At 62.8% G+C, this 20,350-nt stretch carries 26 protein-coding genes; 17 read left to right on the plus strand and 9 right to left on the minus strand.

The genetic code is table 11. The features are described from left to right. The 8 genes from KF827_RS14715 to KF827_RS14750 form a co-directional block, all read right to left on the minus strand. The gene (locus KF827_RS14715) at window positions 1-1,422 is read right to left on the minus strand and encodes a UDP-N-acetylmuramoylalanyl-D-glutamyl-2,6-diaminopimelate--D-alanyl-D-alanine ligase (RefSeq protein ID WP_291007008.1); all 1,422 of its coding nucleotides are present in this window, start codon (window positions 1,420-1,422) and stop codon (window positions 1-3) included. Then, window positions 1,422-2,912 (minus strand): UDP-N-acetylmuramoyl-L-alanyl-D-glutamate--2,6-diaminopimelate ligase, encoded by a 1,491-nt coding sequence (locus KF827_RS14720; protein WP_291007010.1) that lies wholly within the window; start codon window positions 2,910-2,912, stop codon window positions 1,422-1,424. Before KF827_RS14720 ends, KF827_RS14715 begins: the two co-directional genes overlap by 1 nt. Next, the gene (locus tag KF827_RS14725; RefSeq protein ID WP_291007012.1) at window positions 2,899-4,698 is read right to left on the minus strand and encodes a penicillin-binding protein 2; all 1,800 of its coding nucleotides are present in this window, start codon (window positions 4,696-4,698) and stop codon (window positions 2,899-2,901) included. The genes KF827_RS14720 and KF827_RS14725 overlap by 14 nt, the downstream gene beginning before the upstream one ends. Continuing rightward, entirely contained in the window at window positions 4,698-5,252 is a 555-nt protein-coding gene (locus tag KF827_RS14730; protein WP_291007014.1) for a hypothetical protein, read from the minus strand. The genes KF827_RS14725 and KF827_RS14730 overlap by 1 nt, the downstream gene beginning before the upstream one ends. Beyond that, window positions 5,249-6,286, minus strand: a complete 1,038-nt coding sequence (gene rsmH / locus KF827_RS14735) for a 16S rRNA (cytosine(1402)-N(4))-methyltransferase RsmH (protein ID WP_291007015.1) — start codon at window positions 6,284-6,286, stop codon at window positions 5,249-5,251. The genes KF827_RS14730 and rsmH overlap by 4 nt, the downstream gene beginning before the upstream one ends. After that, window positions 6,283-6,777 (minus strand): division/cell wall cluster transcriptional repressor MraZ, encoded by a 495-nt coding sequence (locus KF827_RS14740; RefSeq protein ID WP_291007017.1) that lies wholly within the window; start codon window positions 6,775-6,777, stop codon window positions 6,283-6,285. The genes rsmH and KF827_RS14740 overlap by 4 nt, the downstream gene beginning before the upstream one ends. A gap of 471 nt (window positions 6,778-7,248) precedes the next feature. Continuing rightward, on the minus strand, window positions 7,249-7,695 hold the full coding sequence (locus KF827_RS14745) for a hypothetical protein (RefSeq protein WP_291007019.1): 447 nt from the start codon (window positions 7,693-7,695) through the stop codon (window positions 7,249-7,251). Beyond that, on the minus strand, window positions 7,692-8,123 hold the full coding sequence (locus KF827_RS14750; RefSeq protein WP_291007020.1) for a helix-turn-helix transcriptional regulator: 432 nt from the start codon (window positions 8,121-8,123) through the stop codon (window positions 7,692-7,694). The genes KF827_RS14745 and KF827_RS14750 overlap by 4 nt, the downstream gene beginning before the upstream one ends. Window positions 8,124-8,255: 132 nt before the next feature. Here KF827_RS14750 and KF827_RS14755 point away from each other — a divergent pair, with 132 nt between their 5' ends. The 15 genes from KF827_RS14755 (at window position 8,256) to KF827_RS14825 (ending at window position 18,228) form a co-directional block, all read left to right on the plus strand. After that, entirely contained in the window at window positions 8,256-8,561 is a 306-nt protein-coding gene (locus KF827_RS14755) for a helix-turn-helix domain-containing protein (RefSeq protein WP_291007022.1), read from the plus strand. A 2-nt stretch (window positions 8,562-8,563) separates the two neighbouring features. Further along, entirely contained in the window at window positions 8,564-9,049 is a 486-nt protein-coding gene (locus KF827_RS14760; RefSeq protein ID WP_291007024.1) for a DNA transposition protein, read from the plus strand. A 213-nt stretch (window positions 9,050-9,262) separates the two neighbouring features. Beyond that, window positions 9,263-11,416: a DDE-type integrase/transposase/recombinase gene (locus KF827_RS14765; protein WP_291007026.1), complete on the plus strand. Its 2,154-nt coding sequence runs from the start codon at window positions 9,263-9,265 to the stop codon at window positions 11,414-11,416. 66 nt (window positions 11,417-11,482) lie between these two features. Beyond that, the gene (locus tag KF827_RS14770; protein ID WP_291007028.1) at window positions 11,483-12,184 is read left to right on the plus strand and encodes an AAA family ATPase; all 702 of its coding nucleotides are present in this window, start codon (window positions 11,483-11,485) and stop codon (window positions 12,182-12,184) included. Then, entirely contained in the window at window positions 12,174-12,755 is a 582-nt protein-coding gene (locus tag KF827_RS14775) for a hypothetical protein (RefSeq protein ID WP_291007031.1), read from the plus strand. Before KF827_RS14770 ends, KF827_RS14775 begins: the two co-directional genes overlap by 11 nt. Beyond that, complete coding sequence (locus KF827_RS14780; RefSeq protein ID WP_291007033.1) at window positions 12,752-13,165, plus strand: hypothetical protein; 414 nt, start codon at window positions 12,752-12,754, stop codon at window positions 13,163-13,165. Before KF827_RS14775 ends, KF827_RS14780 begins: the two co-directional genes overlap by 4 nt. Then, window positions 13,149-13,619, plus strand: a complete 471-nt coding sequence (locus KF827_RS14785) for a hypothetical protein (protein WP_291007035.1) — start codon at window positions 13,149-13,151, stop codon at window positions 13,617-13,619. Before KF827_RS14780 ends, KF827_RS14785 begins: the two co-directional genes overlap by 17 nt. Further along, complete coding sequence (locus tag KF827_RS14790; RefSeq protein ID WP_291007037.1) at window positions 13,616-14,179, plus strand: hypothetical protein; 564 nt, start codon at window positions 13,616-13,618, stop codon at window positions 14,177-14,179. Before KF827_RS14785 ends, KF827_RS14790 begins: the two co-directional genes overlap by 4 nt. Continuing rightward, the gene (locus tag KF827_RS14795) at window positions 14,176-14,349 is read left to right on the plus strand and encodes a hypothetical protein (RefSeq protein ID WP_291007039.1); all 174 of its coding nucleotides are present in this window, start codon (window positions 14,176-14,178) and stop codon (window positions 14,347-14,349) included. The genes KF827_RS14790 and KF827_RS14795 overlap by 4 nt, the downstream gene beginning before the upstream one ends. A 10-nt stretch (window positions 14,350-14,359) precedes the next feature. After that, window positions 14,360-15,055, plus strand: a complete 696-nt coding sequence (locus KF827_RS14800) for a DUF3164 family protein (RefSeq protein WP_291007041.1) — start codon at window positions 14,360-14,362, stop codon at window positions 15,053-15,055. A gap of 12 nt (window positions 15,056-15,067) precedes the next feature. Then, complete coding sequence (locus KF827_RS14805; protein WP_291007043.1) at window positions 15,068-15,454, plus strand: hypothetical protein; 387 nt, start codon at window positions 15,068-15,070, stop codon at window positions 15,452-15,454. Between the two features lie 2 nt (window positions 15,455-15,456). After that, window positions 15,457-15,732 (plus strand): hypothetical protein, encoded by a 276-nt coding sequence (locus KF827_RS14810; protein WP_291007045.1) that lies wholly within the window; start codon window positions 15,457-15,459, stop codon window positions 15,730-15,732. A gap of 108 nt (window positions 15,733-15,840) precedes the next feature. After that, a complete protein-coding gene (locus KF827_RS14815) occupies window positions 15,841-16,293 on the plus strand; it encodes a regulatory protein GemA (RefSeq protein WP_291007047.1) in 453 nt (150 codons plus the stop codon). Between the two features lie 74 nt (window positions 16,294-16,367). Beyond that, complete coding sequence (locus KF827_RS14820; RefSeq protein WP_291007049.1) at window positions 16,368-17,303, plus strand: DUF5131 family protein; 936 nt, start codon at window positions 16,368-16,370, stop codon at window positions 17,301-17,303. 199 nt (window positions 17,304-17,502) lie between these two features. Further along, window positions 17,503-18,228 carry a hypothetical protein gene (locus tag KF827_RS14825; protein WP_291007051.1) on the plus strand — a complete coding sequence of 242 codons (726 nt, stop codon included), beginning with the start codon at window positions 17,503-17,505 and terminating at the stop codon, window positions 18,226-18,228. A gap of 23 nt (window positions 18,229-18,251) precedes the next feature. Here the strand turns inward: KF827_RS14825 and KF827_RS14830 are convergent, their stop codons facing one another. Beyond that, a complete protein-coding gene (locus KF827_RS14830; protein ID WP_291007053.1) occupies window positions 18,252-19,391 on the minus strand; it encodes a thermonuclease family protein in 1,140 nt (379 codons plus the stop codon). A 47-nt stretch (window positions 19,392-19,438) separates the two neighbouring features. On the opposite strand from KF827_RS14830, the gene KF827_RS14835 reads away from it, so the two are divergent. Both KF827_RS14835 and KF827_RS14840 read left to right on the plus strand, forming a co-directional pair. Beyond that, a complete protein-coding gene (locus KF827_RS14835; RefSeq protein WP_291007055.1) occupies window positions 19,439-19,831 on the plus strand; it encodes a helix-turn-helix domain-containing protein in 393 nt (130 codons plus the stop codon). Between the two features lie 129 nt (window positions 19,832-19,960). Beyond that, window positions 19,961-20,350, plus strand: a 390-nt coding sequence (locus tag KF827_RS14840; protein ID WP_291007056.1) for a cell wall hydrolase, incomplete at its 3' end; no start/stop codon positions are given.

A 20,350-nucleotide genomic window follows, 5' to 3' on the forward strand; every position in this document is an offset into this window, starting at 1 on the left:
TCACCAGCCACTGGCAGCACGCGGCGCGGGCGCCGGCGTATGCAGACCATCAACGATCACATTCATCTTGCTGCCGCGCGAACCCTTGATCAGCAGGGTGTCGCCGGGCTTCACCTGGCCGCGCAGGATTTCCAGCAACTCGGCGGAATTGGCCGCATGGCGGCCGCGTTTTTCCGGCGGCAAGACATCGAACAACGCACGCATCAACGGACCGGCGGCAAAAACCAGATCGATGCCATGCTCCAGCACCGAGGCTGCCAGTTCGGCATGCAGTTTTTCGCCATCTGGCCCAAGCTCCAGCATGTCGCCCAGCACAGCGATGCGCCGGCCGCGCTTATCTGCCTTGCCCATCATCAGCACGGCAAAGGCGGCGCGCATGCTGGGCGGGCTGGCATTGTAGCTGTCGTCGATGATGTCGATGCTGCCTTCGCGCCAGGGCCGCTGCTGGCGTTCCCCGCGCCCCTTCGGCGCCTTGATCCCGGCCAATGCCAGCCCGGCCTGGGCCAGATCGGCGCCCATGGCGTTGGCAGCCGCCAGCACGCCCAGCGAATTGATCACCCAATGAGCGCCCGGGGCGCCGATCTTATAGGTGATGGCTTGGCCATCCACCTCGGCCGCCACGCAGGAACAGCCGGCATTCGGCACCTGCTTGATCAGCCGCGTGCGGGCTTGCGGATGCTGGCCGAAATCAACCACCTGCAGGCCGCGCGCCAGGGCCGCATCGCGCAGCCGCTCGAACAGGGTATTGTCGCGGTTCAGCACCGCAATGCCGCCCTGCTCCATACCCTCGAAGATTTCCGCCTTGGCATCGGCAATGCCTTCGATATTGGCAAAACTTTCCAGATGCACCGGCTCGATATTGGTGATCAAGGCCACATGCGGCCGCGCCAGCTTCGAGAGCGGCCCGATCTCGCCGGCATGGTTCATGCCCATCTCGATCACTGCGTAATGGCTATCCACCGGCATACGCGACAAAGTGAGCGGTACGCCCCAATGATTGTTGAGATTGCCGCTGGAGGCATGGGTGGCGGCTTGATCGGCCAGGATCGCGCGCAGCATTTCCTTGCTGCCGGTCTTGCCCACGCTGCCGGTAACGCCCACCACGCGGGCGCCGCAGCGCTGGCGGGCCGCAGCACCCAGGGCATTCAGGCCGGCGAAGGTATCCTTCACCACCAACAGATTGGCATTGGGCGAAACGCCTTCGGGCAGATGATCCACCATCGCCGCCGATGCGCCGCGCGCGAAGGCATCGACCACGAATTTATGGCCATCGAAATTCGGGCCGCGCAGCGCGATGAACAGATCGCCGAACTGCACCGCCCGGCTGTCGATGCTCACGCCGGAAGCGGTCCAGGCAACTTTCGCCTCGCCCTGGCTGGCCCGGGCGGCTTCATCGGAAGTCCAAAGTGCGAAAGCTTCCATTAATGTTTACCCGCGTATGCTTGAGTGCCGGGATCAGTACCTGCGCCCAACAAAGAAACGGCTTCACGCGCTTCGACACGGTCGTCGAAGGGCAGCGTCTCGCGCCCAACGATCTGGCCCTGCTCGTGGCCCTTGCCGGCGATAAGCAGCAGGTCGCCTGCTTGCAGATCGGCAACCGCGGTGCGGATGGCGCGGCGGCGGTCGGCGATTTCGACGGCATTGGGCGCGGCCGCAAGAATTGCCGCGCGGATATCGGCGGGGATTTCGCTGCGGGGGTTATCGTCGGTAACATAAACACGATCGGCCAGTCGCGTAGCGATTTCGCCCATCAGCGGGCGCTTGCCGCGATCGCGGTCGCCGCCACAGCCAAACACCACCACCAGATTGCCAGTGCAATGCGGCCGCGCAGACCGCAAAGCGGCTTCCAGGGCATCGGGCTTATGGGCGTAATCCACGAACACGCTGGCGCCGCCGGCTGTGCGCGCGGCCAGTTCCATACGGCCAGGCACGCCTGCAACATTGCGCATCGCCGCAATCGCCTGATCGATCTGCGCACCACAGCCGATCACCAGGCCAAGCGCCGCCAAAAGATTACCGGCCTGGAAGCTGCCGATCAGCGGCAGATCAAGCTCGGCTTCGGTATCGAAAGCGCTGAATGCGATACGCAGACCGCCGGCATGGGGCTCGGCGCAGCGCAGGCGCAATTCGGTGCCGGCATGGCCGTAACGGATCATGCGCTGGCCGCGCCGGGCGGCAATGCCGGCCACATGGGCGGCACGTGCCCCATCCATGTCGATCACCGCCGCGCCATCGGATGGCAGCACATCCTGAAACAGCCGCATCTTGGCGGCGAAGTAGGCTTCCACATCCGCATGGTAATCCATGTGGTCGCGGCTGAGATTGGTGAAGGCGGCAGCGCGGATGCGCACGCCATCCAGGCGATACTGATCCAGGCCATGGCTGGAGGCTTCCAGCGCCAGATGCGCGCAACCGGCATCGCTGGCAGCCGCCAGCATGCGATGCAGATGCACAGGATCTGGCGTGGTATGCTCCACCTTCTCCTGCAAACCCGGCCCGATCAGGCCAAGCGTGCCGAGGCTGGCGGCCTTCAGGCCCATGGCATTCCATATCTGCTGAGTGAAATGCGCCACCGAGGTCTTGCCACTGGTGCCGGTAACGGCAGCGATCACATCGGGCTGGCGGCCGAAAAACGCCGCCGCCATCAATGCCAGCCGGCGGCGCGGATTGGCATCCTGAAGCAACGGCAAGGCGCTGCTCTGCGCCGGCTCCAGCCCCTCGGCAAGCACTGCCACCGCGCCCTTGGCTGCGGCATCGGCAATATACCGACGACCATCCTGTGCACCGCCGCGCAGAGCCGCGAACAGATAGCCCGGACGCACCGCCCGGCTATCCGCGGTCAAGCCAGCCACATCCAGCCGCGCCAGGCGCGGATCGAGCGGAAGGTCTGCGCAGAGATCACTGAGCAACAACTTTGCGCTCCTGTGCTTTGGCCATGCCCGGCGCCGGCATGCCGGGAATCGGCACATACATCGCCTGCTTGATCTCGGGGGCTTCTTCGTTCACCGGCGGCACACCCAGCAAGGGTGCAATGCGGGTGATGATGCGTCCGGCGGCAGGGGCTGCGGTCCAGCCCGCCGTGGCAAAGCCATAGGTGGATTTCTGCGGCTTCGGCTCGTCCACCATCACCTGCACCAGATAGCGCGGCTTGTTCATCGGAAAGCCGGCAACGAAGGTGTTGAACAAAGCCTTGCGGTTATAGCCGCCGCGTTCGTTCACCTTTTCCGAGGTGCCGGTCTTGCCGCCAACCAGATAGCCTTCCACATCGGCCTTCTTGCCGGTGCCTTCTTCCACCACCAGCAGCATCAGCTTGCGCATGATGTCTGACACTTCAGGCTTGATCACCTGGCGGCCCGGCGCCGGCAAACCGGGCGGACGCTTCACCAAGGTGGGCGGATGCAACACGCCGCCATTGATTATCGCGGCGGTGGCGGATGCCAGTTGCAGCGGCGTAACCGACAAGCCATGGCCGAAGGCGATGGTCATGGTTTCCACGGTTTTCCAGTTGCGCGGTACCAACGGCGCACCAACCTCGGGCACTTCGATACTGGGCTTATTCAGCAGGCCGACCTTGCCCATGAATTCGCGTTGCAAACCGGGGCCAACATCCACCGCCATCTTGGCCGAGCCGATATTGGAGGAATACATGAAGATTTCCGCCACGCTGAGCCAACGCCGCTTGGGATGGTCGTCGCGAATCTGGAAGCGGGAAATCTGAATCGGATTCGTGGCATCATAGCCGCCATTCAGCTTCACGGTGCCGTAATCCAGCGCCATGGCGGTGTTCAGCGTCTTCATGGTCGAGCCCATTTCATAGACGCCAAGCGTGATACGGTTGAAGCGCGCATCCTTGGAAGCCTCGCCCGGATTGAGCGGGTCGAAATCCGGCAGGCTGACTAGCGAAATGATCTCGCCGGTATGGATATCCAGCACGATGGCGCCGCCGCCGATGGCCTGGAAATACTGCACCGTCTTGGCCAGTTCCTCGCGCACGATATGCTGCACACGGATATCGATGCTGAGTTCCAGCGGATCGCCGGTGCGCGCGGGATCGCGCAGCGCTTCATCGAAATGCTGCTCGATGCCGCTGATGCCCTTGCCGTCGATATCGGTATAACCCAGCACATGCACGGCCAGATTGGCCTGCGGATAAACCCGCTTCTGCTCGGTATGGAAATATAGGCCCGGAATGCCCAGCGCATTCACCTCGAATTGCTGACGCGGCGTGAGATTGCGCTTGATCCAGGAAAAGCTCTTGCCCGGCGCCAGCTTCATCTGCAATTCCGCCACCGAGAATTCCGGCAATACCTGCGCCAGGCGCAGCGCGGCTTCGTCGGGCCGCGACACCTTGCGCGGATCGGCGAACAGCGATGCGGTGCGCAGATTGGCAGCCAGCATCTGGCCATTGCGATCCACGATCGGCTGACGCTCCATCAGCACGGTCTTGGCCAGCAGATCGGGATTGATGCCGCGCGCAACCGGCGGCTCGCCACCGCTGAAAGCGGTAAGCCAGACCAGGCGACCGGCCATCACCAGGAACAGCGCCGAGAACAACGCCATGCCGATCACCAGCCGGGTGCGGCCGGTTTCCAATGCCTGCTTGGTTTCGCCTTCCAGGCGCACCAGGGCCGGCTTGCCCGGAATATCCGATGGGCTGCAGGGCGGGCGCGGCTTGGGGCTGCGGCGGAAGAGAGCCATCACTGCGCCCTCTTCTTTTCGCCGCGCATGGCGCCAAGCACGGCGGCCACATCGGCATCCATATCATCCGAAACGCTCGCCGCCGCCGGCACGGCAACAGGAGCTGCAATAGGCGAAACGGCCTTGGATGTGGGCAACGCGGTCTGCGCGGCAACTTGAGCCGTCATCTGTTCGGAGGCCGGCCTGCCCGGCTGGTTCTGCGCCAGCGGTGCCTGCACAGGCAAAGCCTGACTGCCGGGCGCAACCGCCAGCGGACCCTGCGGACCAGACAGACGATCCTGCCGCCAGGGCAGATCCTCGATGCGGATGATGCTGCGCGCGGTGGCCGGCTTCATCTCCAGCAGGCGCTCGGCTTTGTCCTGCAGATATTCCGGCCGGCTGAGATAGCTCCATTCCGCCTGCAGCACGCCGATGGTTTCGCGCTCGCGCGCCAGAGCGCGATTGAGTTCGATCAGTTCGTCTTCCATGCGCTGCACTTCATAGGACAGGCGATAGAGGCCGAACGACACGACAGCAAGCAGCAGCAAGGCGATGAAGGACAGCGTGCGGCTCATGCTGCAGCTCCCCCGTTATCCATGGCAGCCAGTTCATCGCCTTCCAGCGGCCAGGCCGGCGCCGCCAGGCGGCGGGCGGCACGCAGCTTGGCCGAGCGGGCCCGCGGATTGCGCGCGGCTTCTGCTGCCGAAGCAGCCAGCGCGCCTTTGTGGATCGGCGCGAAAGAGGGCGCCGGCGGCGCAAGCTGGGCATCGGGCAAATGGCGCGAAGTGCCGCCATGCTTGCCCGAACGACGGTCGAGAAAACGCTTCACCACGCGGTCTTCCAGCGAATGGAACGATACCACGGCCAGCCGGCCTTCCGGCTTGAGCAGTTTTTCGGCAGCGGCCAAGCCCCGGCGCAATTCGCCGAGTTCATCGTTCACATGGATGCGCAAGGCCTGAAAGGTGCGGGTGGCGGGATGCATCTGCCCCGGCACGCCGCGCACCACGCGGGCAACAATGGCGGCAAGCTGTGCGGTGCGGGTAATCGGGGTTTCCGCACGGGCAGCCACGATGGCGCGCGCCACGGCACGGGCGCGGCGTTCTTCGCCATAGAAATAGATGATATCGGCCAATTCGCCTTCCGAGCGGTTGTTCACCGCATCGGCAGCACTTTCGCCTTCGCTGCCCATGCGCATATCGAGCGGGCCATCGGCCTGGAAGGAAAAGCCGCGCTCCGGGCGATCGAGCTGCATGGAGGAAACGCCCAAATCCAGCGCCACGCCATCCACCGCCTGCACACCACGTTCGGCCAGCAGGCCTTCCATATCGCCGAAACAGCCACGCAGCCAGACGAAACGGCCAGCGTGCTTTGCCGCCACGCGCTCGGCATGCGGCGCTACGGAAGCATCGCGGTCGATGCCGAACACCTTGCAATCCGCCGTATTGAGAATGGCATCGGTGTAACCACCCGCGCCGAACGTACCGTCCACAAAAACCTCACCCGCGCGCGGGGCCAAAGCCGCCACCACCTCGGCGCACATCACGGGAAGATGGTCGGGCTTTGCGGCGCCGGTATGGCCAAATTGCGTATTGGCTGCGGCGCCGCTCATTTCGGCACCTCGGTATTGGCGGCGGTATTGGCCGCGCGGATTTGCGCCTTGACGCGCGTGGTGGCGGCGGCCGAACGGGCCTCCCAGGCCTTGGGCTCCCAGATCTGGAAGGAACGGCCACGACCGACAAACACCGCCTCGCCGGGGGCTTTCAAACCGGCATGTTCAAGCAGGGCAGCAGGCAGGGTAACGCGGCCTTCGGGATCCAGGCCGGCCATGTTGAGCGACGCCAGCAGGGTATCTTCGAGATCGGCGCGCTCGGTGGAGAACTCAGGCAATTGGTCGATGCGGGCATGCAAGGCGGCGAGATGGGCATTCCCGCCAGCGACCAGGGCTTGGGCTTCGAAATTGGCATCGGCAACGATATCGGGGCCGAGATAAACCGAATTTTCCGGCCCCTGTTTGGCCAGCAGGGCGCGGAAAGGCGCAGGCACGGAGACCCGCCCCTTGGCATCGATCCGGTTACGGAAAGTGGAAAAGAACGCTTCCACAAAGCCCCCTGCAGCGCCCCATCACCGCATTTGCCCGATTGCTGCGGTAATGCCCCAAATCCGGTTTGCCCAGCCGGCGAGAAAGGGTTTGCAGCCATTTCTCATGGGTACTTATGGGATACCATGGTGATATATGGGTGTCAATGTACCTTTGATGGGTGGGAATGGCGATTCGGGCCAACAATTTCCGTAACTTGGCGGAGCTTATGTCCTATTAAATTCGATATATGTTCTTATTATATTCTCATCCATAAAACCCATCACCACCCAGCCGGGTACACCTGCCGGGCCGCTTGTGTGTCCCCCGTCATTGGGTTCTGGATTGTGGGATTGGGCGGGACCATGCGGGATTTTGTGGGATAAGCCACTGATCCGGCGGGATATCGCGGGCCGCGCGGGGTGGAATCCAAAATTGGGCGGCACGACCAAGTGCAGGCTCCAAAAATGGCCCGCGACAAACAGTTTTGGATTTCAGCGCGGCTCGATGAACTGCAAATCTGGTAATGGCCGGAAGCGCTGATCCCATTTGCAAAGCCGCGCGTGGTACTGATGCGAGGCAGCGATCCCGGGAAGCTGGCCGCCTCCGAGCAGGTATGTCGGGTTGCTTGAGGCCGCAACGATATCGGCCAAATCAGTGCCAGGAACGGGCGTCAAAGTCACCATGACCGCGCGCGTCCAGCCGATATCTCTAATTTCCTTCGAAGAATCAGGGACGCCGCGCGCCAAAACCCGGATGTGAGCGATCTGCTCCTTGGTCTCCCCTATCCAGACGCAGTGCTTCATTAAGTGCATCATAGCCATGGACAGGTGCCTTTTCTCCAGGCCCCCAACCTCAATCTGCCACTCCACCATAGGCTCTGCCCGGGCCGTCCCTGCCGTCAGCAGAGCCGCAAAAAACAAGGCTCTGACGCGCTTCATTGGCGCTTCCCCATAAAAAACTCGTAAAGCTCAGACGCTAGTTGGGCTTCTGCTTGCGGCGCCAGGGGCGGATTCTGCCCAGCTGCAACGTGGCGCGCAAGGACCGAGCATTTTTGCATGACCGCCTGGTCAAATGGGAGCGCACCCTTCTGCGCTTGCCGCATAGGCTCCCTGCCTGACAACAGAAAATCGCCAGAAACACCACATTCCGCGCTGATTTTCATCAGCAGCTCGGCGCCAGGCTCAGACACGCCGCGCTCGAAGAAGCCATATAACTCGCGGCGCAGTCCGAAACGCGCCGCGAAATCCGCCTGCCCAAGCCCCTCCGATTCGCGCACGGCCTTCAATCGCTCGCCGAGCCGTTCAAGTTCTGGGCTGGAACTTGAATGCATAGCCGGCCTGCCGCGCTTCCCATTCACCTTTGCCATCTCTTTGTTTTGCCTAATTGATTTTATTTTGGCTCATTATCGGCATTCAAAAGAGTTGAATGCCGCTCTATTGCATTGACATGACCTATGTAATGAGCGTATTAACGCTCAAACAACGTGGTGAATCGCTCAATGTCAGACATCCCTAAACACCCCGTACATCGTCGCCTCTGGATCATCGCCAGGCTGCATGGCCAGGGCATCACCCTGTCCGAGCTGGCAAAGGTACATAACACCACGGCTTCAGCCTTCAGTCATGCCGCGCGCGGCATGCCGAATAAGCGGCTGGAAGCGGTGCTGGCAAAGGCTTGCGGCGTGCGTCCGCAGGAGCTGTTTCCCGAGCATTATTCCGAAGCCGGCCGCCGGCTGATTCGGTCTCATCGGGAAGGTAGCCCATCGCGCTCCGGGGCGGGAGTCAAATCGGCCGAGGCGGCTTGACCATGGCCGGCCCCCGCAAGCCCGCTCACCCCGACCTGTTTGGCTGGTCCAGCGCCGCACAAGCCATTCAGGAATTCGAACCCGAACAGGTCCGCGCCGCCACGCTGGCCGGCGTGATTTGCAAGGCCATGAAGCTGGCCTTGGCCGAATGCGGCGAAGACCGCGAGACCATCGCCTACCGCATGAGCGGTTTCTTGGGCGAGCGGGTCAGCAAGAACATGCTGAACGCCTATGTCAGCGAGGGCGCCACCGAGAAGGCCATCCCGCTACCCCGCTTCATAGCCTTCGTTCAGGCGACCGGCGATATGCGCCTGCTCAACCTGATCGCGACGCCTTTCGACCGGCTTGTGGTTGACCGCCGCTGCGAGGGCTGGATACGCGCCGGTCAGCTGGCCGCGGCCGCGCGCGAAAAGCAGGCAGAGCTGCAGGCGACGGAGACTGAATTCAATTTCGCGCTGCGCATGGCCAAAGGAGCCGCGCGGCGATGATCGTTCCATACACCTATCTGCAGCGCCTTGCGACTGTGGGGCGCTCGTTAAAGGCCAGCGGAGGCCGGCCCGCTATTGCCCTTTCCCCCTGTGGCGGGCCGGTTCCCTTTCGTCAGCCGTCCGGCGGGGCTTGTTCGCCGGCATTTCTCCTGCGTGCAACTAGGCCGGCGATGTCTCCAGGGCCATCGTCGGCCGCTTTTTCGGCAAGCGCGCATGAGTGAGTGGTTCACAGCCGCTGAATTGCTGGCCCTGCGCCTCGATGCGCTACCGGGAACCGTTCAGAACATCAATGCCAGGGCCAAGCGCGAAGCCTGGCGGAGTTGCAAACTGCCGCGCCTCGGTGCGCCGCGCGGCTATCACATCGACAGCCTGCCGGCAGCCGTTCGCATTGCCATCGCCAAGGCCAGCGTCACAGCCACTGCCACAGCCACGGGCGCGCCTGCAGAGGCCATCACGGCGCCGGCACCGGCGAAAGACCCGCGCAATCTCGCAGCCATCACCGGCCGCGCCAAGCAACGCGCCGAAACCCGCCTGCTGCTGCTGGCCGCCTTCGACGATTTCCGCGCCCGCGCCGGCCTAGCGCTTAGCACGGCCGCTGTGGAGTTCTCTGCCGCCTGGAATGGCGGCGCCATTGCCGCCGATGACGAACTGCGCGCCGCCATGCCGCGCGTCAGCCGCAACAGTCTTTTGAACTGGTACAGCGCCCGCGCCCGCGAAGGCGCGGTGCGTCTGGCCGGTCGTTACAACGGCGGGAATCGAAAGGCCGAGATAGACGCCACGCCGGCGCTGCGCGATTGCCTGATCGCCACCTATGCCGACAAGCCCCACCTTAGCGCCGGCCAGCTGCGCGATGCGCTGCGAGACGCCGGTGTGCCACGCCTGCCCAGCCTGCGGCAAATCCAGCGCTGGATGAACAAGTGGCGCACTGCCAACCCGCGCCACGATTTGCAGCTTCGCAACCCAGACAAAGCGAAGGGTAAGTATCTATCGGCCATCGGCACGGCTTCGGCGGGCATCCATCGCATCAACCAGCTTTGGGAAATGGACGCATCGCCGGCTGACGTGTTGTGCATCGATGGGCGGTACAAAATCAGCGCGGTGATCGATGTCGCCACCCGCGATGCGCTTGTTCTGGTCACACCACAGCCGCGTGCCGGCGCGCATCTGGCCTTGTTCCGCGCCTTCGCCCTCACGCGCGGCCTGCCCGAGGTGGTCAAGACCGACAACGGCCAGGACTACAAGGCGCGTGATTTCATCACCACCATGGCTGCGCTCGAAGTCGAGCAGGTTTTCTGCCCGCCATTCAGCCCGGAAAAGAAGCCCCATATCGAGCGTTTCATCGGCACGCTGCAGCGTGACCTGTTCGCGCGGCTGCCGGGCTTTGTCGGCCATAATGTCGCGGATGCCCAAGCCATCCGAGCACGCAAGACCTTTGCCCAGCGCCTAGGCGTCAGCGACGCCGATGCCTTCGCCGTTCAGCTGACGGCCGCCGAGCTGCAACGCGAGGTGCTGGCCTGGTTGGAAGTGTATCGCATGCGTCGCCATGAATCCCTCGGCCGTTCGCCCCAGGCCGAAGCCGAGGCGCTGGCCTTGGGCAAGGGCGCAGCCATCAAGCCGCTGCCGCAACCGCGCGACATGGATATCTGCCTGCTCCCGCTGAAAGGCGAGCACACCGTGGGCAAGGAAGGCATCCGCGCCGAGGGTACGCGCTTCATCGCACCATGGGTCGGCGCCTTGGCCGGCACGCGCATACTGGTCCGCCTTGATCCGGCCGATATGGGCCTGGTTTATTGCTTCGACCCGGTGACGCACGATTTCATCGGCGAAGCCTGTGCGCCCGAGCGTGCGGGCCTGGACCGCCGCGCCATGGCCGTCGAGAGCAAGCGCCGGCAGCGCCTGGTCGATGGCCAGGTGCATGGCGCGCTCAAACGCCTGAAGCGCGAACTGAAGCCGCACAAGGTGGCGGCAGCCATCGCCAATGGCACAGCGCTCTTGCCGGACAGCGTCACCATCTCGCTCGCCGACCAATCAGCGGTACAGCCGAACGCCAATCTGCGCAGCAGCAAGGCGCCGGCGGCCGCCCACATGCGCGCCGTGGCTATCACCGATGCCAGCCTAACCAACCAAGAGCAGCAGCAGACAGAGCAGCAGTGCACAACACCCGACCCTGCCGTGCGGCCCATCAAAGAAGCCGATTACGTCGCCTGGGTCTTATCCGGCCGTGGCGATGAGCAGGATGCCTGCGACCTGCTGCGCCAGGCGCGCAGCGCCGGCTTCCGTGCAGTTTATGAGATCGATGATGACCAGATTGCAGGCCTGCTTAAGCGAGCAGGGCTGGAGCGTGAGGCCGATACGCGGGCGGCCTGATTAGCGTCCCGCGAAAGCACGAAAGCCGCCCCGGCAAGGGCGGCTTTCGGAAAGGAACTAAAAGCAATGTATGGCGATACTAAGCACGAATTTGTCAAAACGTCAAACGTCAAGCGTTTTGAGCAGGGTGTATTGCGGCTCGAACAACGCGGGGCGCCTGAATCCACTCTCATGGTGGTGGGGGGTAATGTCGGCCTGGGAAAGTCAGGCACCGGTCAATGGTTCGCGGCACAGCAGGGCTACCCCTATGTGCGCTTGAAGCCTGAAGCAAAGCCGGGCTGGCTGCTCGGCGATGTTTGCGCCGCCATGGCTATGCATGCCGCCGCTAAGCTGGAACAGCGCTTTAAGGATATCGCCCGCACCATGGTGAAGCGCCGGGTTGGCTTGGTCGTGGACGAGGTCGAACACGGCTTAGCGAACGCCGGCGCCACTCTGGAAATGGTACGCGCGCTCGGTGACGACACCGAACAGCCCATCATCCTGATCGGGCGCGGGCACGTGAAAAGCAGCATTCAGAGTATCGACGCTGTGTGGAGCCGCGTCAGTGCGGTGGTGGATTTCGAGCAGCTGACGCCTGAAGACCTGGCATTGCTGGCCAAGGCCCATGGTCTGGTCGCAGATCCACGCGTTGCGACTGCCATGTGCTCGAAGGTCGAGGGCAGCCTGCGGCTGACAATGAACCTGCTGAAGCGCCTGCGTGCCACCGCCGAGCGCGCCCGCAGCGCGGTCATCACCGCCGAGATGGTGGAGGCGACCGATGTCCACTAAGGCCGAGTCCTCTAAGCTGCAACGCAAAGGCCCCACCATGCGTCAGCTACGTTGTCAGCAATTGATGATGGGGATGGAGCAGCCAGCCCGGCTTCACGAGATTGCCGAGCGCAGCCATATCAGCTATCACGAGGCCAGGCTGCGCTTGCCCGAACTAAAGCGCGAAGGCCTTGTCGAAAGCGAACGCGCGCGCGTCTATTGGCTGACCCCCAAGGGCAAGCGGCTACTGGAAAAGCTGCGGACTGTCGCGGCAGAGAAGCCCGACCCCGACAGTCTCCAACAGCGGCTGTGGAACGCCCTGCGTCAGCCACCCCAACGCCATAGTATCTTTCACCTGCTGACGATGGCAGTCCGGGCTGATGATCCGGACGCAGCCAACCGCAGCCGTGCCTGGTTCAAGCAGCTCGAAAGCGCCGGCATTGTCGCGTTGCTGCCTGGCAATGCCAATTTCCCCGACAGGTGGCTGCTGCTCGATGATTTGGGCGTTCACGCCCCTTCCTGGCGCGACAGACTCGGCGTGCTGTTCGATTGGAATAGCGGCCGCGCCCTGCAGTTGGAGGGCCTGCCATGAGCCAGCCCGATTGGCGCAGCCAGGTCATGGCCATGGTGAAGGCCGATGCCAAGGGCATCGCCGGCGTTGCCAAGCGGCTCGGCCTCACGCGGCCACAGTTGAGCGGCCTGCTGCACGACACCTATCGCGCATCGCCTGCCGCCAAGCAGAGCCTGGTCGCGCGGATCGAGATCGCGTTGCGCGAAGGACACGTGCTTTGTCCCTTCCTGAACCGCGAGCTGGCCGAGCGTGAATGCCTGGCCTTTCAGGATCGCCCGCAGCCGAGCGGTATAGCCAGCGAACTGCGGCACTACATCGCCTGCGAAAGCTGCCTTACCGGCAAGCTGCTGCGGCCTGCCGCCCCGCGCACCACCCGAAAATCCAAACCCACCACCAACAGCATGGAGGCCAGTGATGCCCGCACTGCGTAACCGTGATTTCACCTTGCCGATCTACGATGTGCTCGATCTGCTCAATGCCGCGTTGGCGCAGCACATGATCGGCGGCACCACGCCCAACCAGCATCAGGTTTTGGCCATGGCCGAAACTACGCGGGGCGCGATCAACGATCTGAACGATTTGCGCGCCCGATTGGCCTCTTTGCCGGGCCGTCCGAGCGATGCCCTGCACGCGCCCTATACCGGGCGGTTGGAAGCCGATATCGGCATGATGGCCGTTGCGCTGCGTGGCGCTTGCAAGCATGGCGAAGCCGTGGATGGAGCCGTCCTGCTCGGCTTCGCTCTGACCTTGGAAAACCTCAAATGGCGGGCCGCCGCCATGGAGGCGCTGCTGGGGATCACGCCGCCGCCGCCGCCGCCGCCGCCGGAATTTACCGGCACCCGCGCGGCCCTGGCCGCCGCCAATGGCCGGAGGTTTGCGGCATGAGCAGCGCGATCATGTATGGCGGCTCGATGCCGCCGATCAATGGCCAAGTATTCCAACCGGCCTTCGTCTACCGGACCATTCAGGAAGCTGCGGCTAGCGTATGCGACTTGCCGCCCGAAACCCTGCTGACGCCACGACGCGACATCGATCAGCTCGTCAGCGCCCTCGCGCTCTACGTGGCGCTGGATGGCTACGGGATGCCATTAAGCACGATGGCCTTCGTATCTGATCGGGCCATCAGCTCGGTTTTCAAAAACCGAGAGCGGGCTCGCAAGCTCGTCAGGGCTGATGCGGCAGCGTTGCAATACGCCCTCGCGATCTCGAACGAAGCCGCAAAGCGGTTGGGTGTCCGTCCGGTTGAGTTGACCTTCCGACCAGCCGCTGATGCTCCCATCCCGATAGCCGACCGAAGGGCCGGCTATCGGGCTCCAGCCCACTTCAACACGCCCAAGCCGCAGGCACGCGCCTGCATGTGCTGCTCCCGGAGCTTCGTTTCTGAAGGCAAGCATAACCGGCTCTGTTTCCACTGCCGCACCAAGGACGTGTCGCCATGGGAATGAGGGCGCCGCTGCAATTTCCCGCGCCGCCGCACCGCTTGCGGCTGCGGCGCCGCCGCTTCGCCTGGCTGCGCCGCTTCGAGCCAGCCTTGCTGGCCTCGATTGCCATCCTGCTGCTCGCCGGCCTGGCCGGCGCGCTCGGCGGCTGGTTCCTGCTCGATTTCAAACCCTAAGGAGAAAGCCATGTCACACGATCAACCCGCGCAACCTGAAGCCGCCACCGGCTGGGACAGCAGCCAATTCAAGATGGACAGCAAGGGGCGCCTTGTCCCCATCAATGCCATCCGCGCCACCGACCTGCTGGAAGACCAGCTGGTAGGCAAGCTGTTCAGCTATGCCGGGCCGCTGCATGCGCGGATCGGGCGTTTCAAGGGCCATTGCTTCGACGATATCACAGCGTTCATGGATCTGTTGGCCGAGCAATACGGCGCCCGCAAGGGCGGTGCCAAGGGCAATATCACCCTGCTGTCGTTCGATGGCTGCTTGAAGGTACAGGTTGCTGTGGCCGATCACCTGGCCTTCGGGCCGGAGCTGCAGATCGCAAAGCAATTGGTGGATGAATGCATCAGCCGTTGGGCCGAGGGGGCCAACGATGCCATTCGGGCTTTGGTGAACCACGCCTTCGCTGTCGATAAGGAAGGCCGGATCAACAGCGCCGCTCTGTTCCAGCTGCGCCGCGTGAATATCGAAGACGACGCTTGGCAGCGCGCCATGCAGGCGCTGTCTGAATCCATCCGCTCAATCGGCAGCAAGCAATACATCCGCTTCTACAGCCGGCCAAATCATCAGGCCGAATGGCACGCGGTCACCCTCGATCTTGCCTCCGCCGAATTGCCGCCGCCCGAACCCCAGGCAGCCCAAACCCAGCCCGCAGCGTGATGGAGGCAGCAGTTGAAAACGCCCGCATATATCGACCTGAATGCACTTGAAGCCGCGATGCGCACCTCTCACGAAAAGGTAGTGCAAGAACTCAAAAGCCGGGACCATCACGCGGCCTATGTGGAGCTCCAGACACGATTTTTTGAGTTACAAATTCTGAACCAGAAAATACTGGCCACTTGCACCAACGAAGAGACGGACGTGGCGCTGGTCGCAAGAGCGTTGGGTAACACCCTGGCTTGCTGCGCCCTTTCCTTAGCCATGGCATGCCCTGACGTCTGGCCCCTCTTCACAGCGGCCTATCAGCAAGCATTTGAGTCCACAACATCGGGGAAGGTGGCTGCCGGTAGCATCGTGACGCGCGCACAGTTTACGGCCACCACGGGCGGGAATGCCTGACCATGCGGCGCGTCGTTGAAGACATGCTCTTCGCCCTGCACACGGTTCCGCGCAAGCAGCGCGCGGAGCCGTTGCTGGCCGCCATGCGGCGCGCCCATGCCGCGCTGGCCGGCACGCTGCCGCCAGAGCCAAACATCGCACCGGAAAGCGCCCTGCAGCTTTTGCGCAGCGCCCTGGATTATTGCCACCAAGCCGGCGTGGCCAATTCCGACATCGTGATAGCCGTGAACGCCAACAACCGCCGCGCCGCCGGCGAAGCCAGAGAGGCGATGCAATGAGTTTTTTGGTTCTATGCGGTTTTTTTATTGTTCTGGGCTTTTGCACAAGCCTCGGCTGGAACTTGGCCATGCGCTTCCTTGCGTGGTCTTTTGGGCGGAGCAATAGCAATGAACGATAAAGCCCGCCACGGCGCAGACCGCGCCAAGCTGATCAAGGCCGTTCATGCTTGCAAGACGAAGAAGGGCATCGACGACGAAACATACCGCGCCATGCTGCGCGGAGGCTTCAAGGTCTCTTCCAGCACGGAGTTGACCAATCAGCAGCTCGGCGCGCTGCTCACCAAACTGAATGGCGGCAAGTGGCACCGGCCGAAAAGCAGTAAGCCCTATGTCCGGATGATCTTCGGCCTTTGGGCCGAGATGTGCCGGCTTGGCATACCCGAGCATCCCACCCGTGCTGGCCTGCTCGCCTTCGTGAAGCGTCAGGCCGATGTGGCGGACCCCGAATGGCTGACGCCCGACAGCGCTTCCTCCGTGATTGAGGCGTTGAAAAGCTGGAAGGGCCGCGAACAGGCCAAGCGCGAGGCTGCGATTAAGGAGAGCGCTGATGGTGGCCTATAGTTTTCAGCAGCGCTTCGCCGCGCCTATCCTTGCCGGCACAAAGCGCCAAACCGTGCGGGCCAACCGCAAGCGCCATGCGCGCGGGGGGGAAACCCTGCAGTTATATAGCGGGATGCGCACCCATGGGTAAGCACAGCAAGATCGAATGGACGCATCATAGCTGGAACCCCTGGTGGGGCTGCACCAAGGTGGGGCCGGGCTGCGACAATTGTTATGCGGAAAGCTTCACGCGGCGCCTCGGCCTGGATGTCTTCGGCCCCGGCAAGCCGCGCCGCACTTTTACCACCAAACACTGGCAGCAGCCGCTGCATTGGCATGCCGAGGCCGAAGCCGAAGGCCGGTTTGCTTTAGTGTTCGGCAACAGCATGTGCGATGTGTTCGACAAAGAGGCACCGGCAGGATTGCGCGCGGATCTGTGGCAGCTGGTCAAAGCCACGCCGTCGCTGATCTGGATATTCGCCACAAAGCGCATCGGCAATGCCAGCCGTTATCTGCCCGCCGATTGGGGCGTCGGCTACCCCAATGTGGTGCTGCTGGTCTCTGTGACCGATGACAAAGAATACCTCCGGGATGTACCTGACTTGATTGCCACGCCAGCGCGGTGGCGTGGTGTCTCTGCCGAGCCATTGCTCGGTCCGATATACCTTTGGGCCGACGACATCGCCACCCATCTCTTGTCGAAGCTCGATTGGTTCATCATCGGCGGTGAGAGCGGCCAGGATGGCATCCACCGGCCAGTATCCCCCATGCACCCGAAATGGGCGCGCATGATTGTGAGCGCCTGCCTAAACGCCCGCGTGCCGGTGCTATTCAAACAATGGGGCCGCTACCTGCCCGGCAGCCAGGTGCGCGATCTCTTCACCGATGCACAGCTTTGCGATTTCAAAATCACGACAGTCACGCAAAACGGCATCGAGGCCGCATGCTTCGACGTTGGCAAAGGCCGCGCCGGCCGCATACTCGATGGCATCATGTGGGACCAGTTTCCCAAATTCCAGGTGGCGGCATGAAGCACCTCCACAAATGCGACGCGCCTGGCTGTGATCAGATCATCCCCCGCGGCAAGCTTATGTGCCGCGAACATTGGTTCGCTTTGCCGGCGCCGCTGCGGCGCGCGATCAATGAAAACTGGCGGGAGCGTCGCATGGGCGCCTGGTCGGAATGCGTGCTCGAAGCACGCGGCTGGCTCGCACAAAGCAGGGCGCCGAAATGAGCCAGAACAGGTCCACAGCGGTCATGCAGCGGCGCATAGAGCCGCATGACAGTCTCGACGATTTCCCCACGCCGCCTTGGGCGACGCGGGCCTTGGTGCAGCATGTGTTGATCGGCGGCGGCTTCCGGGCCGACACCCTGGCCGCCATGTCGAGCCGCGAGCCTTGCTGCAATCGCGGCTATATGGCCAAGCCGATGGCTGAAACATTCAAGTCGGTCGAGGCCACCGATATCTTCCCGTATGGGTATGGCGAGACCGCCGATTACCTGTCCATGGCGCGGCAGAGCCTGGTTGATTTCACCATCTTCAACCCGCCTTTCAGACTCGCCGAGCAATTCATCCAACGCGGGCTGGAAACATCGCGCGTTGGGGTAGCCGTCTTCGCGCGTGCCAGCTTCTATGAAGGCATTCAGCGTTATCGCCGCTTGTTCCAGCCGCGTCGACCGACATTCTACGCGCCATTCAGCGAACGCGTGATTTTGGTGAAAGGCCGGCTGCTCGATCCGGATCGTCAATATCCGAAGATCGATGCCAAAACCGGCGAAGTGAAGCGCGATCCCAAAACCGGCGAGATCATTCTGGCGCGGCCATCGACGGCCACGTCATACGCCTGGTTCGTCTGGCTGAAAGACACCCACATCATAGGCAGGACGGAGTCTGTACTGATACCGCCTTGCCGCAGGCTTCTGACCAGGCCCGGCGATTACCCGGAGGCGGAATGATGATCCGGGCTTCTACAAACAGATCAGTCGGGCAATGCCCCAGGCGTCCTGCCATCGGCATAAGGATTGCTGGCCGGGTGATCTCGGTAAAATCCATCAATGATTTGTCGGGCTCGCCTGTTCAGAGCGCCAGAAACCACCTTGGTATGTTTTTCCATTACTTCAAGCTCGAATGTCAGTTCATCCGAAAAAAAGGCGGAGGTAAGCAATTCGACGGCTTTGTCTCCAGACAGTTCTGCGCGACGAATTTTTTCTCGGAACCGCTTGATCTTGTTCCAGGCAATCTGCCAACGAGGGCGTTGAAATTTGATGCTGCTGGACGCCGCTTGCCCGAGCGCAGCCGCTATTTCTGGATCGATATCTGTCTTCAAAAGGATATCTGGCCAGTCCATAAACTCATACTTCACAAGTTTGGTCGCGCGTATAACTTGAATGCTTTTTTCTATGTCCCTCGTTGCATCTTCGAATTGCCTAACGATAGACAGCATGCGCCGTGCCTCGGCCAAATCGGCCTTCGCACTCTCCCTTTCTTTTCGCCGTTCCTCAACGCTCCAGCGTTTAACGGTTTCCTGAAAATGCTGATCGGCCATTTTGATCTGCCGCAGCAACAAGTACACGCTACCACCAGCGATCAATGCGCCGAATATGGACGCAATCAATGTCTGCCAGTCATAGAGCCATTTGGTGAAGTCAATCCGGCTTTGCCAAAGACCGCGCTCTGCTTTTCGCGCGACAGATTCGGCGTCCAGATAGCGATCCGCTACAGGCAAACCGGGGAGAAAGCTCCGGTATGTTCGCACCAGCCCACTGATGAGCAAGGCTTCACCGATATCACCATTGCCGATGCTACACGTGGCGACAATCCGATCTCTACTTCGGGCACCTGTATCGGAGCATTTTACGCCATTGCCCAACAGCAAATCATCCAGCTTGCTGCGGGCCTCGAAACCGCCGGGCTGATTGAGTTCCGGTGCATCCAAGCCAGCCAGCCTGATGCAATAGCCCGTCTCCAGCCGCAGCGTGTCGCCGTCCAGCGCCATGGCCCGCGGGGCCGACAGATCCTCCACCAGCTCTTTCGGCGGTTTCAGACAGGTGGATTGCGCCGCTGCCGGATCGGCAGCAAACAGAGCAAGTGCGGCGAGTATCAGTATCAGGGCGGGCATCCCCCGATGGCAGCCGGAATCACGGCTGGAGTCAATGGGGCTTATGCATGAACACGCCGGCTCGCATCGCCATGCCGGCCGATCTGCCGCTGCCGCACGGCCTGCGGCAGCTGATCGACTGCGCCGGCAGCGAGGCGGCCGAAGCGATCTTGCTGGCACACGGCGGCACCTGGCTGAATGTGCCGCGCAAGGCCGCCGTCAGCGCCCTGGAGCGGCTTGTGGGCGCTGACGCTGCCGCAGCCCTATGCCGGCGCTATGGCGGCGAGCGGCTGCTGGTGCCCCAGGCGAAGCAATGGCTGGCCTGGCGTGGCTTCGAACGCGGCGAGCCGATCCAGGAGATCGCCCGGCGCTTGCGCGTCGACAGGCGGACCGTGCAAAGATGGCACGGCGGGCAGACCGAATCACTCGGCGCGAAGCTGAACCAGCTGCAACTGCTCTGATCCAGCCAGGCTGCCCCGGCAGCCAGGCGGGCCGCAGCTTTCTCTTGCCGACTATCCATCCCCAGGCAGGGCCGGTGCGGCGCGCGCCGCACTGATAAGGCAAGACGCCGATCCGGCATGGTTCGGGCCATGAAGCCCGCAACCACTGCCTGTACCTACTCCGCCACCGACCTCGACGTGCTGGCCCGAACCTTGTTCGGCGAGGCGCGCGGCGAGCCGCGTGAAGGCCGGATCGCCGTAGCCTGGGTCGTTCGCACCCGCGCCAGGCTGGCCATGGCTTACTCCCAGCGTAACAAAGGCCGGCCGCACCCTTTGTTCGGCGATGGCCGTATCGCCTCGGCCTGCCAGGCCCGCTGGCAATTCAGCTGCTGGAATGTCAACGATCCGAACCGCAGCAAGCTGCTGACAGCGGGGCCACATATCCCAGCCTTCCGAGACTGCCAGGCCGCCGCTTTGGCCGTACTGGATGGCATGGAGGCCGATCCCACCTCCAACGCCACGCATTACCACACCACCACG

Source organism: Ferrovibrio sp., from assembly GCF_019636075.1.
GTDB lineage: Bacteria > Pseudomonadota > Alphaproteobacteria > Ferrovibrionales > Ferrovibrionaceae > Ferrovibrio.

Excerpts from the sequence above, each read along its gene's own strand:
- KF827_RS14715 (WP_291007008.1), bottom strand. The coding sequence starts at position 1,422 with ATGGAAGCTTTCGCACTTTGGACTTCCGATGAAGCCGCCCGGGCCAGC.
- KF827_RS14725 (WP_291007012.1), bottom strand. The coding sequence starts at position 4,698 with ATGGCTCTCTTCCGCCGCAGCCCCAAGCCGCGCCCGCCCTGCAGCCCA.
- KF827_RS14730 (WP_291007014.1), bottom strand. The coding sequence starts at position 5,252 with ATGAGCCGCACGCTGTCCTTCATCGCCTTGCTGCTGCTTGCTGTCGTG.
- rsmH (WP_291007015.1), bottom strand. The coding sequence starts at position 6,286 with ATGAGCGGCGCCGCAGCCAATACGCAATTTGGCCATACCGGCGCCGCA.
- KF827_RS14745 (WP_291007019.1), bottom strand. The coding sequence starts at position 7,695 with ATGAAGCGCGTCAGAGCCTTGTTTTTTGCGGCTCTGCTGACGGCAGGG.
- KF827_RS14750 (WP_291007020.1), bottom strand. The coding sequence starts at position 8,123 with ATGGCAAAGGTGAATGGGAAGCGCGGCAGGCCGGCTATGCATTCAAGT.
- KF827_RS14755 (WP_291007022.1), top strand. The coding sequence starts at position 8,256 with ATGTCAGACATCCCTAAACACCCCGTACATCGTCGCCTCTGGATCATC.
- KF827_RS14760 (WP_291007024.1), top strand. The coding sequence starts at position 8,564 with ATGGCCGGCCCCCGCAAGCCCGCTCACCCCGACCTGTTTGGCTGGTCC.
- KF827_RS14765 (WP_291007026.1), top strand. The coding sequence starts at position 9,263 with ATGAGTGAGTGGTTCACAGCCGCTGAATTGCTGGCCCTGCGCCTCGAT.
- KF827_RS14770 (WP_291007028.1), top strand. The coding sequence starts at position 11,483 with ATGTATGGCGATACTAAGCACGAATTTGTCAAAACGTCAAACGTCAAG.
- KF827_RS14775 (WP_291007031.1), top strand. The coding sequence starts at position 12,174 with ATGTCCACTAAGGCCGAGTCCTCTAAGCTGCAACGCAAAGGCCCCACC.
- KF827_RS14780 (WP_291007033.1), top strand. The coding sequence starts at position 12,752 with ATGAGCCAGCCCGATTGGCGCAGCCAGGTCATGGCCATGGTGAAGGCC.
- KF827_RS14785 (WP_291007035.1), top strand. The coding sequence starts at position 13,149 with ATGCCCGCACTGCGTAACCGTGATTTCACCTTGCCGATCTACGATGTG.
- KF827_RS14790 (WP_291007037.1), top strand. The coding sequence starts at position 13,616 with ATGAGCAGCGCGATCATGTATGGCGGCTCGATGCCGCCGATCAATGGC.
- KF827_RS14795 (WP_291007039.1), top strand. The coding sequence starts at position 14,176 with ATGAGGGCGCCGCTGCAATTTCCCGCGCCGCCGCACCGCTTGCGGCTG.
- KF827_RS14800 (WP_291007041.1), top strand. The coding sequence starts at position 14,360 with ATGTCACACGATCAACCCGCGCAACCTGAAGCCGCCACCGGCTGGGAC.
- KF827_RS14810 (WP_291007045.1), top strand. The coding sequence starts at position 15,457 with ATGCGGCGCGTCGTTGAAGACATGCTCTTCGCCCTGCACACGGTTCCG.
- KF827_RS14815 (WP_291007047.1), top strand. The coding sequence starts at position 15,841 with ATGAACGATAAAGCCCGCCACGGCGCAGACCGCGCCAAGCTGATCAAG.
- KF827_RS14820 (WP_291007049.1), top strand. The coding sequence starts at position 16,368 with ATGCGCGCGGGGGGGAAACCCTGCAGTTATATAGCGGGATGCGCACCC.
- KF827_RS14825 (WP_291007051.1), top strand. The coding sequence starts at position 17,503 with ATGAGCCAGAACAGGTCCACAGCGGTCATGCAGCGGCGCATAGAGCCG.
- KF827_RS14830 (WP_291007053.1), bottom strand. The coding sequence starts at position 19,391 with ATGCCCGCCCTGATACTGATACTCGCCGCACTTGCTCTGTTTGCTGCC.
- KF827_RS14835 (WP_291007055.1), top strand. The coding sequence starts at position 19,439 with ATGAACACGCCGGCTCGCATCGCCATGCCGGCCGATCTGCCGCTGCCG.